Origin of the sequence: Streptomyces sp. NBC_01408, assembly GCF_026340255.1 — a bacterium.
Lineage (GTDB): Bacteria > Actinomycetota > Actinomycetes > Streptomycetales > Streptomycetaceae > Streptomyces.
In genome coordinates this window covers 995,572-1,009,435 of record NZ_JAPEPJ010000001.1, presented here as the reverse complement: position 1 = coordinate 1,009,435, position 13,864 = coordinate 995,572, and the positions used below count along the sequence as shown (strand labels likewise).

Below are 13,864 nucleotides of genomic sequence, written 5' to 3'. Positions count from 1 at the left end.
CCGGCCCGTCCGCCGCCCGGCTCACACGTGCGTGACCTGGTCCACGTACGGCCCGAACTCGCCCTCCAGGACCAGGCGGCCGAGCTTGCGGTACTCCTGGGCGACCGCCGTCACCACCTGGGGCATGGTCAGCGGCTCACCTGACGCGGCCGCGAAGTAGGCGGCGGTCACCGCACAGGCCCGGATGGAGCCTCCGGCCAGTTCGAACCGGTCCGCGCAGAAGCCGAGGTCGAGGTCGTCGGCCCGGGGCAGCCGGTCGCCCAGGCAGCGCTCCCACAGGGCCAGCCGCTGGGTGGCGTCGGGCACCGGGAAGTCCGCGATCACGTCGAGGCGGCGGGTGAACGCCTCGTCGAGGTTGGCCCGCAGGTTGGTGGTCAGGATGGCGATGCCGTCGAAGGACTCCATCCGCTGGAGCAGGTAGGCCGACTCCATGTTGGCGTGCTTGTCGTGGGCGTCCTTGACCTCCGAGCGTTTGCCGAAGATCGCGTCGGCCTCGTCGAAGAGCAGCACCGCGTTGACGGCCGACGCCTCGGTGAAGATCCGCTCCAGGTTCTTCTCGGTCTCGCCGACGTACTTGTCCACGACCGTGGACAGGTCCACCCCGTACAGGTCCATGCCCAGGTCGGCCGCCACGACCTCGGCGGACATGGTCTTGCCGGTGCCGGAGGAACCCGCGAACAGTGCGATCACCCCGCGCCCGCGCCCGCCGCCGGGCCGCATGCCCCACTGGCCGAGCACCTGGTCGCGGTGGCGGGCGCGCACCGCGAGCTCACGCAGCCGGCGGTGGGTGGGGCCGGGCAGCACCAGGTCGTCCCAGCCCACCGCGGGCTCCACCCGGCGGGCGAGGCGGGCGAGCCCCGCGCCGTTCTGGGACCGTACGGCGGAGCGCAGGTCGTCGGGGGAGACCGGGCGGCCGTCGAGCGCAGCCGTGCGCACCGCGGTGTCGGCGGCGCGCCGCAGCTGTCCGGCGTCGAGGCGGTGCGCGGACACGGACCGGGCGAGCGCGTCGGCGTCCCCGCCCGCGCCGTATGCTCCGGCGGCCCGCTCCAGCGCGTGGCGCCAGCGCACGACGTGCCGGTCGGGGGAGGGGGCGGCCACCGTCAGGGTGACGGGGGTGTCGGCCGCCCAGGCGGGTTCCCAGCCGCCCGCTCCGTACGTGAACAGGGGGATGCCGCGCAGCACCGTGCACAGGGTGCGCAGGACGCGGGCCCGCTCGTCGGGCTTGTCGGGCAGTTCCTCCACCGGACCGAGCAGCACACCGGCGCCCAGCAGGCGGGCCTCGCGGGCGGCGGCGCGGGCGAGTTCGGGCACGGCCCGGGTGGGGTGGGTCAGTGCCGCCGCGTCCAGGGCCAGGGGGCGCAGCCCGCTCGCGCGCAGCGCGGCGGCGGCCAGGCCCGCGGGGTCGCCGCCGCGGGTGCGCAGGTGGACGTGGCCGGTGCCGCTCGTGGCCGCGGCGACGGCCCGGTGCAGTTCGGCCGGGTCGACGGCCGGGTCGTCGGCGGCCTCGCCCAGTACGTCGGCCAGCCGAGGGTCGGGGGAGGCGTCGCCGAGGAGGTGGGCGGTGACCCGGTCCGGGACGGCCAGCACCCGTGACAGGGGCGGCCGTTCGGGCTCGGTGACCTCCAGCAGGCCGCCCGCGACGAGCGGTGCGGTGGGGGAGAGCCGGAACCGCGCGGCCGCCGGCCCGCCGTGGCCGCACAGTTCGAGGGCGAGCGCGACGGTGGGCCGGCGGCGGGTCAGGTCGTCGTTGAGGTAGCCGTAGAGCTGCTCGAAGCGGGCGTCCAGGTCCGGAGCCAGGGCGACCAGGAGCAGGTCCAGGTCGAGCGGGGCCAGCGCGAAGCGCGTGGCGAGGACGTCGAGCGGCGAGCCGGGCGGGGGACCGGCCGGTGCGGGCGGGGGCAGGGCGGGGCCGTGCGGTGCGTCCAGGACGCGGATGACCGCCTCGGGGGTGAGGTACTGGCCCCGGTAGGGGTCGTCCGGGTCGGGATCGACGGCCCGCCGGAGCGCCACGGCCTGCCGTACCCGCTCCTCGATGAGCTGGAGCCGCGCCCACAGGTACGGGGTCGCGCCCGCCGGGGCCCCGGCGCCGGCCGGGGGCGTGGGCGCGGGCTGGAGGGTGTGCGTCACGGCTGCCGTTCCCCCCGCCGGCGGCGCGCGGGGGCCTTCGGCCGCTCCCGGGAGCCGCCGAATCCCTCCGGTCCCGGCGCGCCCAGCTCTGCGTAGCGCAGCCGGCGCGCGTCCTCGGTCCCGTCCGGTTCGGCCCGCGGTACGGAGCGCACGACGAGCCCCTCGGTGACCGGCGGGGCGGTGACCCTGCTGATGCCCGCCAGCGGTGCCTTCACGCGCAGCCCGAGGGAAGGCTTCAGCTCGCCGCCCAGCGCCGACCACACGTCGGAGGCGGCCGGTGCGTCCATTCCGGTGGCCCCCGCGTCCACGTCCACGAGCAGCCCGAGTTCGGCGAGCGTGCCGGTGAGCAGGCGCGGGGGCAGCGAGTCGGTGGACACGAGGCAGGACAGCACCTGGGAGAGCAGCCGGTGCTCGTCCTGCGGCCTGCTCGCCCACGCGGTGACCAGGTACGTCAGCTCGAACCAGCGCGGCGGGGTGCGGCGCGCGATCACGAACCCGTCCGCGTCGTACACCTCGCCCGCGCCGCTGCCGCGCCGGGTGTGGTCCTCGCGGATGTCGTACAGGAACACGCAGACCGTGGGCGCGCTGCGGCGCGCCGCCCAGTCACGCGTCGGCGAGTCGAACACCACCTCCACGCCCGACGCCTCCAGGCCGGACTCCGCCAGCAGCCGGCGCAGCCCCTCGTCGACTTCGTGGATCACCGGCGGGTCACCTCGTCGGGCGGCTGCACCGTGCCGTTGACCACGAGGAAGTCCGTCTGCACCGGGGAGAAGCCGGGGCCGGCCGCGGTGATGACCCGGGGGCCGGTCTGGTCCTTGGCGAGGATCAGCAGCTGGCCGATGAACGTACCGTCGCGGCGCGGGAAGGTCGGTGCCGCCGCTGCCGTGATGCCCGGCTTCCACGTGAACCGCACCGGCACGCCGGGCGGGAAGTCCTCGCCGCGTACGGAGGTGACGAAGCCGGGCCTGCCGATCGGCGGGACGGCGACGATGCGCGGCTGGAGGATGCGCAGCTGCTGCTCGGCGGTGTTGTCGCGGGGGTCGGCGTCGGTGCCGGTCGTGGTGAGGCTGCCCGTCACCCGGTCGGTGAGCGCCTTGTCGGGGCTGAGGACGACCTGGAGAACGGTCCGGGCGCCGGGGGCCAGGTCCGGCAGCGCGCACGTCCAGCTCTGGTCGCAGCCCGGCGGCGGCCCGTTGTGGGGGACGCCCTGGGGGAGGCCGATGCGCAGCCGCAGGCCGGTGGCCAGTGCGTTGCGGCCGTTGCGGACGGTGTAGGTGACGACGACGCGGCCGCCCACGTAGCCGGGGTTCGGCTGCGCCGTGACGCGCACGCCGGGGCCGGCCGGGGGCGCGGGGGGCTCCGGCGGTGCGGGCGTCGGCGTGGCCGTCGGTGTCGGAGTCGGCGTCGGAGTCGGCGTCGGAGTCGGCGTCGGAGTCGGCGTCGGAGTCGGCGTCGGCGTCGGCGTCGGGGTGGGTGTCGGCGTCGGCGTCGGGGTGGGTGTCGGGGTGGGTGTCGGCGTCGGGGTGGGCTCCGGGGGTTCGGGGGCCGCGCGCACCGGCACCACGGTCCGGTCGGCGTTGTCGCTGGGGCGGGGGTCGAGGACGGTGCCGGTGACCGACCAGTCCACCGGCTGGTCCCCGGGGGTGACGCCGGTGAGGGTGACGGTCACCGGGACGGTGGTGCCGGGGGGCACCACGCCCAGGGCGCAGGTCAGTGCCTCGGCGTCACAGGTGGCGCCGGGCGCGGTGAGCGCGGTGACGGTCGCACCGGCCGGGGGCGCGACGGTCAGCCGGGTACCGGGCGAGGCCGCCGGGCCGTGGTTGACGACGTCCACCCGGACGGTGGCGGAGTCGCCCACGGTCAGGGGCGCGGCCCTGTCGGGTGCCCGGACCGCGAGGTCCACCGACTGCTGGACGCTGGGTTCCTTCTGGCGGCCCGGCAGGCCGGTGACGAGCAGGCTGTGGGCGCCGGAGGCCACGTCCACCAGCTTCAGTTTCTCCGGGCTGTTGGGGGCCCGGGAGCCGCGGGCGCTGAGCACCAGGCTCTTGCCGTCGGCGGTCCAGGCGGCGTCGCGGGGCTGGAACGGTCCGCGGTCCGGGGTGCCGGGCAGTTCCCGGCCGCAGGCCCCCGGCACGTCGCGGGCGGCGTCGGGCAGCAGGACCCGGCAGGCGTCGCCCGCCGGGGAGGCGAGCAGGATGCCGCCCTCCTCGTCGAGGCGGCCGCCGCCGTTCTTGCGGTTGAAGGCGAGGGTGGCGCCGTCCGGTGAGAACACCGGGCTGTCGTCGATGACTTCGCAGGCACCGGGGCAGACGGCGGCGCTCAGGTCCCGCTGGCGGTCCAGGCGGTCCACGGGCACGGTCCAGACGTGCTTGTTGCCGCCACCGCCGTTGATCACGTGGTTGCGGGTGAAGGCAAGTGTCGTGCCGTCGGAGGACCACGTGGGCTGGGCGTCGCCGCCCCGGGGCCGGCCCTCGGGCGGGGTGATCTCGCCGCGGACCGCGCCGGTGGCGGCGTCCGCGATCAGGATGCGCGAGGGGCCCGCCGCGCCGCCGACGCCGCCGGGCGAGGTCCGGGTGAAGGCGAGGGACCTGCCGTCGGGGGAGAACGTCGGGTCGGTGTCCCAGTCCTTGGGGCCGCGGCCCGCGAGCGGCAGGGGCGCCGCGTTCGAGCCGTCGGCGTCCACGATCCAGATCCGTTCGATCCGGCCGTCCGGCGTGTCCTCGAAGCGGGTCACGACGATCCTGCGTCCGTCGGGCGTGTAGTTCTGCCGCTCGGTCCACGGGTCGTACCCGGGGGCGGGCTGGAACAGCGGGTCCTTGGCCGGGTCGGTGTTGGTATCGGCCGCCGGGTCCTCCTTGAGGATGGTCAGGCCGAGGTCACGGGGGTCGGAGCCGTCCATCCGGGCGTCTTGCAGGGTCACCACGTGCGGCCCGGCGGCCGAGGTCCGCTCGACCACGGCGCCGCCGCCCTTCAGCGGACCGAGCCAGGTGGGCGGGCCGACCTCGCGGTCCTCGCTGAGCACCACCTCGGGCGTCTGCGCCGAGTGGGCGGGCACCCGGAAGACGTGGTCCCAGTCGCCCTCGCAGTCACAGGTGCGGTCCGGGCTGAGGAAGAGCACACCGTCCCCGTCGGGCAGCCAGGCTGCCCCGTGGGTACGCCAGCCCGCCTGCGCGCCCGCCAGCAGCGGCCCGTCGCCGCGCCCGTCGGTCCACCTCAGGCGGGGCCCGGCGGGTCCGGTGGCGGTGTAGGCGATCAGGTCCCGGTTCGCCGCGTCGTCCACCGGGTTCCACACCGGCTCGGTGGCCGCGCCGTTGCCGGGGTCGGTGACGCGGGTGGCGGCGCCGCCCCGCAGGGGGCGTACGTAGACCTGCCGCCCCGCGGCCCGGTCGCCGTCGCTGGAGTACGCCAGACGTCCGCCCTCCGGCGAGACCGTGGGGTGCTCCTCGTTCTCGGGGGTGTCGGTCAGCCGGGTGAGGCCCGTGCCGTCGGTGCGCACCAGCCACAGGTCGCGCTGGGTGCCACCGGACCCGGCGGGCCGGGCCGCGTCGAATACGACCGCCCGGCCGTCCGGGGTCAGCCGGGGGTGCGCCGCGTCCAGGCCGCTGGTCAGGCGATGCACCGAGCCGTCCGCGGACCGCAGGTAGACCTGCGGGTTCCGCTCGTCGCGGCGGCTGGCGAAGACCAACTGGTCGCCCAGGGCGGCGGGCTGGAGGTCCTGGTGCGCCGGGCCCTCGCCGAACAGCGGGGTGCTGGACGTACCGGTCGCCACCCGGCCCAGGCTGCGGTGGCGCGTACCGGCGTACGCGACCCGGCTGTCACCGGCGTCGGCCGGCAGGGCCCGCGCCTCGGCGTCGCCCGGGCCGGTGGCCGCCGTCACCGCGAGCAGGGGGGCCAGCAGCAGCAGCGACGCGCCGGCCCTCCCCCAGCGGTGTCGCCGACCGTCGGAGCCACCCGTGCCCATCACGGTCCACCTCACTGTCCGGGTGCAGCATCTGCGCATGATCCCGCCACCCTGCGTCCCGGCACCCGCGGACCGGCAGGGCCGCGGGGCCGGACCCGGGGGAAGCACCCGGTGCGCTTTCGGGCAGCGGCGGGGGCGGCCGACGCGGCGGCGGCCCCTCGGCAGCCCGGCGGCCGGACCGCTGCCGCGCCCCCGCCCGTACGGTCAGATCAGCCCGTTGCGCAGGGCGTAGCCGACCGCATGGGTGCGATTGCGCAGCTGCAGCCGCGTGATGACCTCGTGCAGCACGTTCTTGACGGTCCGCTCGGAGTACGCGGTCTTGCGCGCGATCTCCGCGGTGTCCAGGCCGTCCGACACCAGGCGCAGCATGTCCGCCTCGCGCGCGGTCAGGGTGGACAGGGACACGGCGCGCGGGTCGAGCGCCGAGCGCTGCAGGCTGCCGACGTGGTCGAGGAGTTTCGCGAGCAGGTCGCCGGGCAGCACGCCCTCGCCGTTCGCTATCGCCAGGACCAGGCCCAGGAGCCGGTCCTGGTCGGCCTCGGCGCGCCGCAGCACCGCGGTGACCCCGCATTCGATGGCGCGCTGTAACGCGTCCCCGGATTCGAACGTGCCGACCACGAGCCCGGTGCGCGTGTCGGAGTTGTGCCGCAGCCGGTACAGCAGGGCGGCCGTCTCGTCGTCCACGCTGTCCACGGCCACGAGCGACACCTGCGCGCCGTCGGCGTCTCTGTCGTCGACGAGCTCGATCTCGGGGCGCTGGCGCAGCTGGTGGACGACCCCGACGTGCAGGATCGGGTCCGACGCGTACACGGCCACGGTGACCCGTCGGCCGGCGCCGGTTGAGGAGGAGGGACCGTTGCTCTCGGGCTGGGGCATGTGTCGTACCTGTTCCGTGATGCGTAAGTGAGGACACGAAAGGGGGCCGATGGCCAACAGGTGGTCCACGGCGAGGAGTTGAGGAGAGCCCGCGGGGGCATCGGGGCTGCCCGGGGCGTTGCCCTCGCGTCCTTGGAAGTGGCCGCGCCGTCGTCGTAGCGTCGAGGTGTGATATCCCCAGCAGCCTCTCCCAGCCCTGGCGCGCCCGGCCTCGACATCCCGCCGGTGTCGGTGACGCCGGGCGGTACCGCATCCACCAGCCTGACCGTCCGCAACGACAGCGACATCGTCGAGGCGTACCGCCTGGAGGTCGTCGGCGACTGCGCTGCCTGGACCACGGTGGAACCCGAGCGCGTCTCCCTGTACCCCGGCACCTCGGAGACGGTGACGATCCGTCTGGCGCCGCCGCGTTCCCCGCAGGTGCGGGCCGGGGACGTGCCGCTCGCCGTGCGCGTGCTGCCCACCGAGCACCCCGAGTCCGTACGGGTCCCCGAGACCACCGTGCACGTCGAGGAGTTCCGGGAGCTGCGCGCAGAGAGCGCTCCCAAACGCCGCCGCGGCTGGCTGCGCGGGCGTTACCGGCTTGCCGTGCGCAACGAGGGCAACTCCCCCGTACGGCTGGGTTTCACGCCCGCGCAGCCGGGCGAGGAGCTGAAGTTCGACTTCAGCCCCGCGGCGCTGAAGCTGGAGCCGGGGGAGTCCGCCGAGGTGGTGCTGCGGGTCCGCACCGGCAAACCGGTGTGGTTCGGAGCCCCGGTGACCTGGCCGTTCACCGTGGAGGTGGCCGAAGCCGCCCACGGTGACGGTGCCGGTGCGGGTGCCGGAGGGGACGGCGAGGAGCGGCCGGAGCCGGACGCCGTCCGGGCCCCGCTGGAGGTGGAGTTCATCCAGATCCCGATCTTCCCGACCTGGCTGCTCGCGGTCCTGGCCGCGCTGCTCGCGCTGCTGCTCGCCTGGTTCCTGCTGGTACGCCCGGCCGTGCGCAGCACGGCCAAGGAGGCCGCCGACCAGGCGGTGCAGAAGCGGCCGACGCCCAGTGCGGACGTGAACGGGCAGATCCCGGGGGCCGGTGACGCCCAGCAGCAGGGCGGCGGCAAGAGCCCCGCGCCCGGGACGGGCGGAGGCGGTGCCGGAGCCGGTGCGGGCGCCGGAGCCGGTGCGGGTGCCGGAGCCGGCGGGGGCGTCGGCGGGCAGCAGAGCTCGGCCACCGTCGACCTGCAGACCGGCGCCGGGCAGACCAGGACCGGTGCCTACACGGTGCCGGCGGGCAAGGCGTTCGGGATCACGGACATCGTTGTCGCCAACTTCCAGGGCGACGAAGGCGTGGTGACCATCAGCTTCGGCGACCGCAAGATCACGACGATCGCGCTGGAGACGTTCCGCAACCAGGATTACCACTGGGTCACCCCCATCAGCATCACCGAGAGCCAGACTGTGACCGTCCAGGTGACCTGTGCGAAGCCGGGCACCCCCGCCACCGGCCGTCAGGCGCAGGATTGCCACGAGGTGCTCAACGTGAGCGGTGTGCTGAGCGACCTCAGGTGATCCGGGCGGCACGCACATCGTCGGACAGGTTTTGTGCGATGGCAAAGGGAGCCTTTGCTCCACCGTCCGGAAACCGGCAGTTCGGGGAATCGATCAACAGTCCGCTTTGTGGCCTTACGTTCTCATCTCGACGCCCCCGGAGCGGTGAACTCCGGGGAGCTCAGTGATAGTTGAACAAGAAACCAAGATGGCTTGATCCCGGCGGGCCCCTCCTGCGCCCCGGTCAGTGCGTGGCGGCTCCCACCTCCTGACCGGAGGACAGGACCACCGAGGCGGCGCTGAGGTCGACCGAGTTCGGCAGCATCGCCTGCGGCCGCAGGAGGTCCTTGAGCAGGAACCGCATCAGCTCGTCTCCGGACATCGCCCTCAGCTTGGCCGCGAGCTGCGGATTCACCTCCCCGAGGCGCTGGATCTCCACCACGGCCCGCTCCACCAGGCCCGGCACGATGTCCCGCCCCATCAGGGTGTTGGACCGCAGCCGCTCGGAATGGACCTGCTCCTGCGCGCCGGATCCGTAGGCCATGGTGCTGTGCGGGTCCGCCAGCGCCTGGGTCATGGCGAACATGACCTGGCTCCTGCGCTCCGGGTCCTGCTCCGCGCCCATCGCGTCCATGACCTTCTCCATGTCCATCGGGGCTGCCTTCCCGGCCCCGACATCGAACTTCCGCACCGGCAGGGAGAACCCCTCCGAGAAGGTGTCCTCGCGCGTGCCCAGCCTGCTCTGCGTCTGCGCCGGGTCCTCGGGCTTCGCCCGCACGGTGGGGTACTCGCGCTGCGCGAAGTCGCTCAGCATCAGCCAGCCCTGGCTCATCAGGGGGGACCTGGTCAGGGGGATCTCGATGCGGGCCGGCTCCTCGCCGCCGAACCGCGTCTCGCGGAACGGGCTGTTCGGCACCTCCAGGAAGAAGAAGACGAAGCCCTCGTTGGCCAGGACGTGCTTGTCGTACGCCTCCGAGTTGTTCGGCGCGTCGGGGTTCTGCCTGAGCAGCTCGGTCTTGGACTTCATCTGCCCCTGGCCGCGCATCTGCTCGGCCCGTGACCTGGCCGTGTAGTGACACAGCACGCTCCCCTGGAGCGCGGTCGTCAGCTTGCTCCTGACATCGGAGACCCAGCCCTGGTCACCCTGCTGCCCGGCGATCTCCTTGGCCATCCCGGCCCGGTTGAGCTCGGACAGCTCCCGGAAGTAACTGGCCCCGTGCATGTGGAACGCGGCCGCACTGTCGGCCCACTGCTCCTGCTGCCACAGCATGCCGTTGTCGGTCATCGCGCCGAACGGCTCCCGCGCCCCGTCGGGGAACTCGTTGTCGCGGACGAGCTGGTCGTTCACCAGCACCAGTTCGTCCTTGATGACCTTGAGCGCGGCGGACAGCCAGGGCTTCACGGCCGCGGTCGCCTCGTCCTCGGCCGGGGCGATCTCCTGCGTGAGGGTCGACAGCGTCATCATGCAGTGCATGGGGTCGCGGTGGGGATCGTTGTCGTACGCGGCGATGCTCGCCCGCACCCGCGCCACCACCGGGTCCGACGGCTCCTGCCTCTGGGAACGCGCCATGATCCGGCCCAGCAGTCCCCCGGGCCGCGGCGGGTCCGCCGGCAGCGAGGGGCCGAGCTCCTCGGGCCCCTTGCGCTGCACGACGGCCCGCTCGCCGGAGCCCGGCGCGGGTGCGCCGTGCGCCTCGCAGTCGGCACGCTGTACGGGAGCGGGAGCGGGCGTGGGGGCGGCCATGACCCGGCTCGCATTGGCCTCGGCCTCCCGCTCGAAACGGTCGCCGGGGTCGCTGACCCGCAGCCCGTCACCGGCGTCCGACCCCGCGACCGGCCCCTGCCGCTGCTGGATGACATGGGTGAGCTCGTGGGCGAGGGTGTGCTTGTCCTTGCCGCCGTCCGTGACGACCACATGGCTGCCCGAGGTGTACGCCCGGGCCCCGATCTCGGCCGCGGACCGTTGCGCGAGGGGATCGGAGTGCACCCGTACGTCGGAGAAGTCGGCGCCGAGCCGGTTCTCCATCTCCTCGCGCAGGGGCCCTTCGAGCGGCCGTCCCGGCGACCGGAGCACGTCATGGGCGGTCGCACGCTGCACCGGTGCGTCCTGCTGCCCGGGGGCGACGCCGTGGCCCGCGGCGAGCATGCGCGTCACCGCCGCGTTGCCGATGGCCCGCTGGAGCGCCGGCAGTGTCGCCGCCGCGGGCGCGGCGGCGGGCCGGTCCCCACCACCCCGGCCTGCCTGCCGGGGCGCGGCGGAGCTGTCCTTGGAGGCATCGTCTGCTGCCTTGTCGCGGGCGGGGATACGCATGGGGCATGCCTCTCGGGGGACGCGGAGGGACGTACACCTGCTTACCCGCGGAACCCGCCCGGCGGCATGCCCGTTCGGGCACACCCGGGGGAACGACCCACTGCTCCCGGCACCTACGGAAGGGCACTACCGGGGGCCATCGGCCCCGCACCCGCCCCCCACGACGGGGCAGTCCACGCAGGAGGCTGCCCGCGATGGACGAAAGCCCAGGTCAGGGCCAGACCAGGCAGTACGGCTGGTGGCCGGCCTCGTGGAGGCGGTTGGAGAAGTCCTGCCACTCGTGGAGCAGCTGGTAGACGTTGAACGCGTCGCGCGGGCCGCCGCGGTCCGGGACCGTGGACCAGATGAAGGCGGCCGCGCCCACCGACTCCTCGCCGATCCCGCGCAGCGGGTCGACGACCGTCATGGGGAGTTTCACCACGGCGTAGTCGGGGTGGAGGACGACCAGTTCCAGCGGGGGCACCTTGTGCAGGGGTATGCCCTCGATGCCGGTCAGGACCATCGCGGCCACCGTCTCCGGCTTGATCTTGGTGAACAGGCCGCCCATGCCGAGCTCGTCGCCGCCGAGCTCCTCCGGGCGCATCGTGACCGGGACCCGGGCCGCGGTCGCGCCGTCGGGGGCGCCGAAGTACTTGTACGTCACTCCCATGCCGCGCCCCCTGGGCAGGCCGTCCAGCGGCTGCGTGGGCCCCGGTACCGCGTCGGCGGCCTCTGCGGCGCGGCGGTGCCTGCCCCGGCGGCGGGACTCGCGGGCGCGCTGCGGATCCAGGCCGTCCGTACCCTCGCCCGGTCCACCACCGCGTTGCATATCTCCACCCGACTGGTCTTGCCTGCCCCGGCTCCGCGGCCCCCGCCACGCAGCCTGATCATCATGGCAGTGACCTCCCCCGCGGCGGCGCGGTGAAACGCCCGTCCGCAAGTCTGTCGCGGCCTCTGAGACCATGGCTGGTGTGAGCTACCCGTACCCGTATGAAGCCCCAGTTTCGCAGACGCTCTTCGAGCGCGCTTCCCTCGTGACCCCCGGCGGCGTGAACTCTCCGGTCCGTGCCTTCCGTGCCGTGGGCGGTACGCCCCGGTTCATGGTGTCCGGCACCGGTCCGTACCTCACCGACGCCGACGGCCGTGAGTACGTCGACCTCGTCTGCTCGTGGGGGCCGATGATCCTCGGCCACTCCCACCCCGCCGTGATCGAGGCCGTCCAGGCAGCCGTCGCCCGCGGCACGTCCTTCGGCACGCCCGGCGAGGGCGAGGTCGCGCTCGCCGAGGAGATCGTCGCGCGCATCACACCCGTCGAGCAGGTGAGGCTCGTCTCCTCCGGGACGGAGGCCACCATGTCGGCGATCCGCCTGGCGCGCGGCTTCACGGGCCGCGCCAAGGTGGTGAAGTTCGCGGGTTGCTACCACGGCCACGTGGACGCGCTGCTGGCCGCCGCCGGTTCCGGGCTGGCGACCTTCGCCCTGCCCGACACCCCCGGGGTCACCGGCGCGCAGGCCGGGGACACGATCGTGCTCCCCTACAACGACATCGACGCGGTACGGGCGGCCTTCGCCGCGCACCCCGGCGAGATCGCCTGTGTGATCACCGAGGCAGCGCCCGGCAACATGGGCGTCGTGACCCCGGCGCCCGGGTTCAACCAGGGTCTCGCGGACGCGTGCCGGGAGAACGGCGCGCTGTACATCTCCGACGAGGTCATGACGGGCTTCCGGACCTCCCGCGCCGGCTGGTACGGGGTCGACGGGGTCAAGCCCGACCTGATGACCTTCGGCAAGGTCATGGGCGGCGGCTTCCCGGCCGCGGCGTTCGGCGGCCGCGCCGACGTCATGGGGCACCTCGCGCCCGCGGGCCCCGTCTACCAGGCCGGCACGCTCTCCGGTAACCCCATCGCCACCGCCGCCGGTCTGGCGCAGCTGCGCCTGCTCGACGACGCGGCGTACGAGAAGGTCGACGCGGTGTCCGCCGAGATCCAGGGCCTGGTCACCGGGGCGCTGAGCAAGGAAGGCGTGGCGCACCGGGTGCAGACCGCGTCCAACATGTTCTCCGTGTTCTTCACGGATCACGAGGTCAAGAACTACGACGACGCCAAGAAGCAGGAGAGCTTCCGCTTCAACGGCTTCTTCCACTCGATGCTGGCGCAGGGCGTCTACCTGCCGCCGTCCGCGTTCGAGTCCTGGTTCGTGTCCACCGCCCACGACGAGCGGGCGATCGAGCGCATCGCGGCGGCGCTGCCGGCCGCCGCCCGAGCGGCCGCGGAGGCCACCGCATGAGCAGCAGCGACACCCCCGACCCCGACATCACCGTCGTCCACCTGGTGCGGCACGGCGAGGTGCACAACCCGGACGGGGTCCTCTACGGGCGCCGGGAGGGCTACCACCTCTCCGAGCTGGGCCGGCAGATGGCCGACCGGGTCGCCGAGCACCTGGAGAACCGGGACATCGCCTACGTGGTGTCCTCCCCGCTGGAGCGGGCTCAGGAGACGGCCGCGCCGATCGCCAAGAGCCACGGCCTGGACCTGGCCACGGACGGGCGGCTGCTGGAGGCGGAGAACGTCTTCGAGGGCAAGACCTTCGGCGTCGGTGACGGGGCCCTGCGCAAGCCGGGCAACTGGAAGCACCTGACGAACCCGTTCAAGCCGTCCTGGGGCGAGCCGTACGTCGAGCAGGTCGTGCGGATGATGAGCGCGCTGGAGGCGGCGCGCGACGCGGCCCGCGGGCACGAGGCGGTGGCGGTCAGCCACCAGCTGCCGATCTGGATCGTGCGCAGCTTCGCGGAGAAGCGCCGGCTGTGGCACGACCCGCGCCGCCGCCAGTGCACGCTGGCCTCGCTGACGTCCTTCACGTACCAGGGCGACAAGCTGGTGTCGGTGGGCTACAGCGAGCCGGCCCGGGACCTGGTCCCGGCGCACCTGCTGGCCGGGGCGAAGCCCGTGAAGGGGAAGTCCAAGGCCTTCGGAGCCTGATCCACATTCTGTGACGATCTGTTACAGCTTTGCCTAAATAAATACAAGACGCGCGGGAATCACCGTGTCAGCGCACAAGCCCAGGCTAATTGTCCGTTTATATAACGAA

The 13,864-nt window shown here is 73.9% G+C and carries 9 protein-coding genes; 3 read left to right on the top strand and 6 right to left on the bottom strand.

Features of this window, described 5'->3' with window-relative positions; genetic code table 11:
- Nucleotides 1-21: 21 nt before the first annotated feature.
- The 4 genes from OG447_RS04680 to OG447_RS04665 form a co-directional block, all read right to left on the bottom strand.
- Complete coding sequence (locus OG447_RS04680; RefSeq protein ID WP_266938750.1) at nucleotides 22-2,055, bottom strand: ATP-binding protein; 2,034 nt, start codon at nucleotides 2,053-2,055, stop codon at nucleotides 22-24.
- Between the two features lie 68 nt (nucleotides 2,056-2,123).
- Nucleotides 2,124-2,828 (bottom strand): DUF4255 domain-containing protein, encoded by a 705-nt coding sequence (locus tag OG447_RS04675; protein WP_266935008.1) that lies wholly within the window; start codon nucleotides 2,826-2,828, stop codon nucleotides 2,124-2,126.
- Nucleotides 2,825-6,088, bottom strand: a complete 3,264-nt coding sequence (locus OG447_RS04670; RefSeq protein ID WP_266935007.1) for a hypothetical protein — start codon at nucleotides 6,086-6,088, stop codon at nucleotides 2,825-2,827. The genes OG447_RS04675 and OG447_RS04670 overlap by 4 nt, the downstream gene beginning before the upstream one ends.
- 204 nt (nucleotides 6,089-6,292) lie before the next feature.
- A complete protein-coding gene (locus tag OG447_RS04665) occupies nucleotides 6,293-6,964 on the bottom strand; it encodes a LuxR C-terminal-related transcriptional regulator (RefSeq protein ID WP_266935006.1) in 672 nt (223 codons plus the stop codon).
- A gap of 168 nt (nucleotides 6,965-7,132) precedes the next feature.
- Between OG447_RS04665 and OG447_RS04660 the strand changes: the two genes are divergently transcribed.
- A complete protein-coding gene (locus OG447_RS04660; RefSeq protein ID WP_266935005.1) occupies nucleotides 7,133-8,509 on the top strand; it encodes a hydrolytic protein in 1,377 nt (458 codons plus the stop codon).
- 223 nt (nucleotides 8,510-8,732) lie between these two features.
- On the opposite strand, the gene OG447_RS04655 is transcribed toward OG447_RS04660, so the two are convergent.
- Both OG447_RS04655 and OG447_RS04650 read right to left on the bottom strand, forming a co-directional pair.
- The gene (locus OG447_RS04655) at nucleotides 8,733-10,799 is read right to left on the bottom strand and encodes a DUF4157 domain-containing protein (protein WP_266935004.1); all 2,067 of its coding nucleotides are present in this window, start codon (nucleotides 10,797-10,799) and stop codon (nucleotides 8,733-8,735) included.
- A 211-nt stretch (nucleotides 10,800-11,010) separates the two neighbouring features.
- On the bottom strand, nucleotides 11,011-11,448 hold the full coding sequence (locus OG447_RS04650; protein ID WP_031145102.1) for a hypothetical protein: 438 nt from the start codon (nucleotides 11,446-11,448) through the stop codon (nucleotides 11,011-11,013).
- Nucleotides 11,449-11,740: 292 nt separating this feature from the next.
- On the opposite strand from OG447_RS04650, the gene hemL reads away from it, so the two are divergent.
- Nucleotides 11,741-13,063 carry a glutamate-1-semialdehyde 2,1-aminomutase gene (gene hemL / locus OG447_RS04645; RefSeq protein WP_266935003.1) on the top strand — a complete coding sequence of 441 codons (1,323 nt, stop codon included), beginning with the start codon at nucleotides 11,741-11,743 and terminating at the stop codon, nucleotides 13,061-13,063.
- Nucleotides 13,060-13,755: a histidine phosphatase family protein gene (locus OG447_RS04640; protein ID WP_266935001.1), complete on the top strand. Its 696-nt coding sequence runs from the start codon at nucleotides 13,060-13,062 to the stop codon at nucleotides 13,753-13,755. Before hemL ends, OG447_RS04640 begins: the two co-directional genes overlap by 4 nt.
- Nucleotides 13,756-13,864 lie beyond the last annotated feature (109 nt).

Coding starts and splice junctions, on each gene's coding strand:
- OG447_RS04665 (WP_266935006.1), bottom strand. CDS start 6,964: ATGCCCCAGCCCGAGAGCAACGGTCCCTCCTCCTCAACCGGCGCCGGC.
- OG447_RS04650 (WP_031145102.1), bottom strand. CDS start 11,448: ATGGGAGTGACGTACAAGTACTTCGGCGCCCCCGACGGCGCGACCGCG.
- hemL (WP_266935003.1), top strand. CDS start 11,741: ATGGCTGGTGTGAGCTACCCGTACCCGTATGAAGCCCCAGTTTCGCAG.
- OG447_RS04655 (WP_266935004.1), bottom strand. CDS start 10,799: ATGCGTATCCCCGCCCGCGACAAGGCAGCAGACGATGCCTCCAAGGAC.
- OG447_RS04670 (WP_266935007.1), bottom strand. CDS start 6,088: ATGGGCACGGGTGGCTCCGACGGTCGGCGACACCGCTGGGGGAGGGCC.
- OG447_RS04640 (WP_266935001.1), top strand. CDS start 13,060: ATGAGCAGCAGCGACACCCCCGACCCCGACATCACCGTCGTCCACCTG.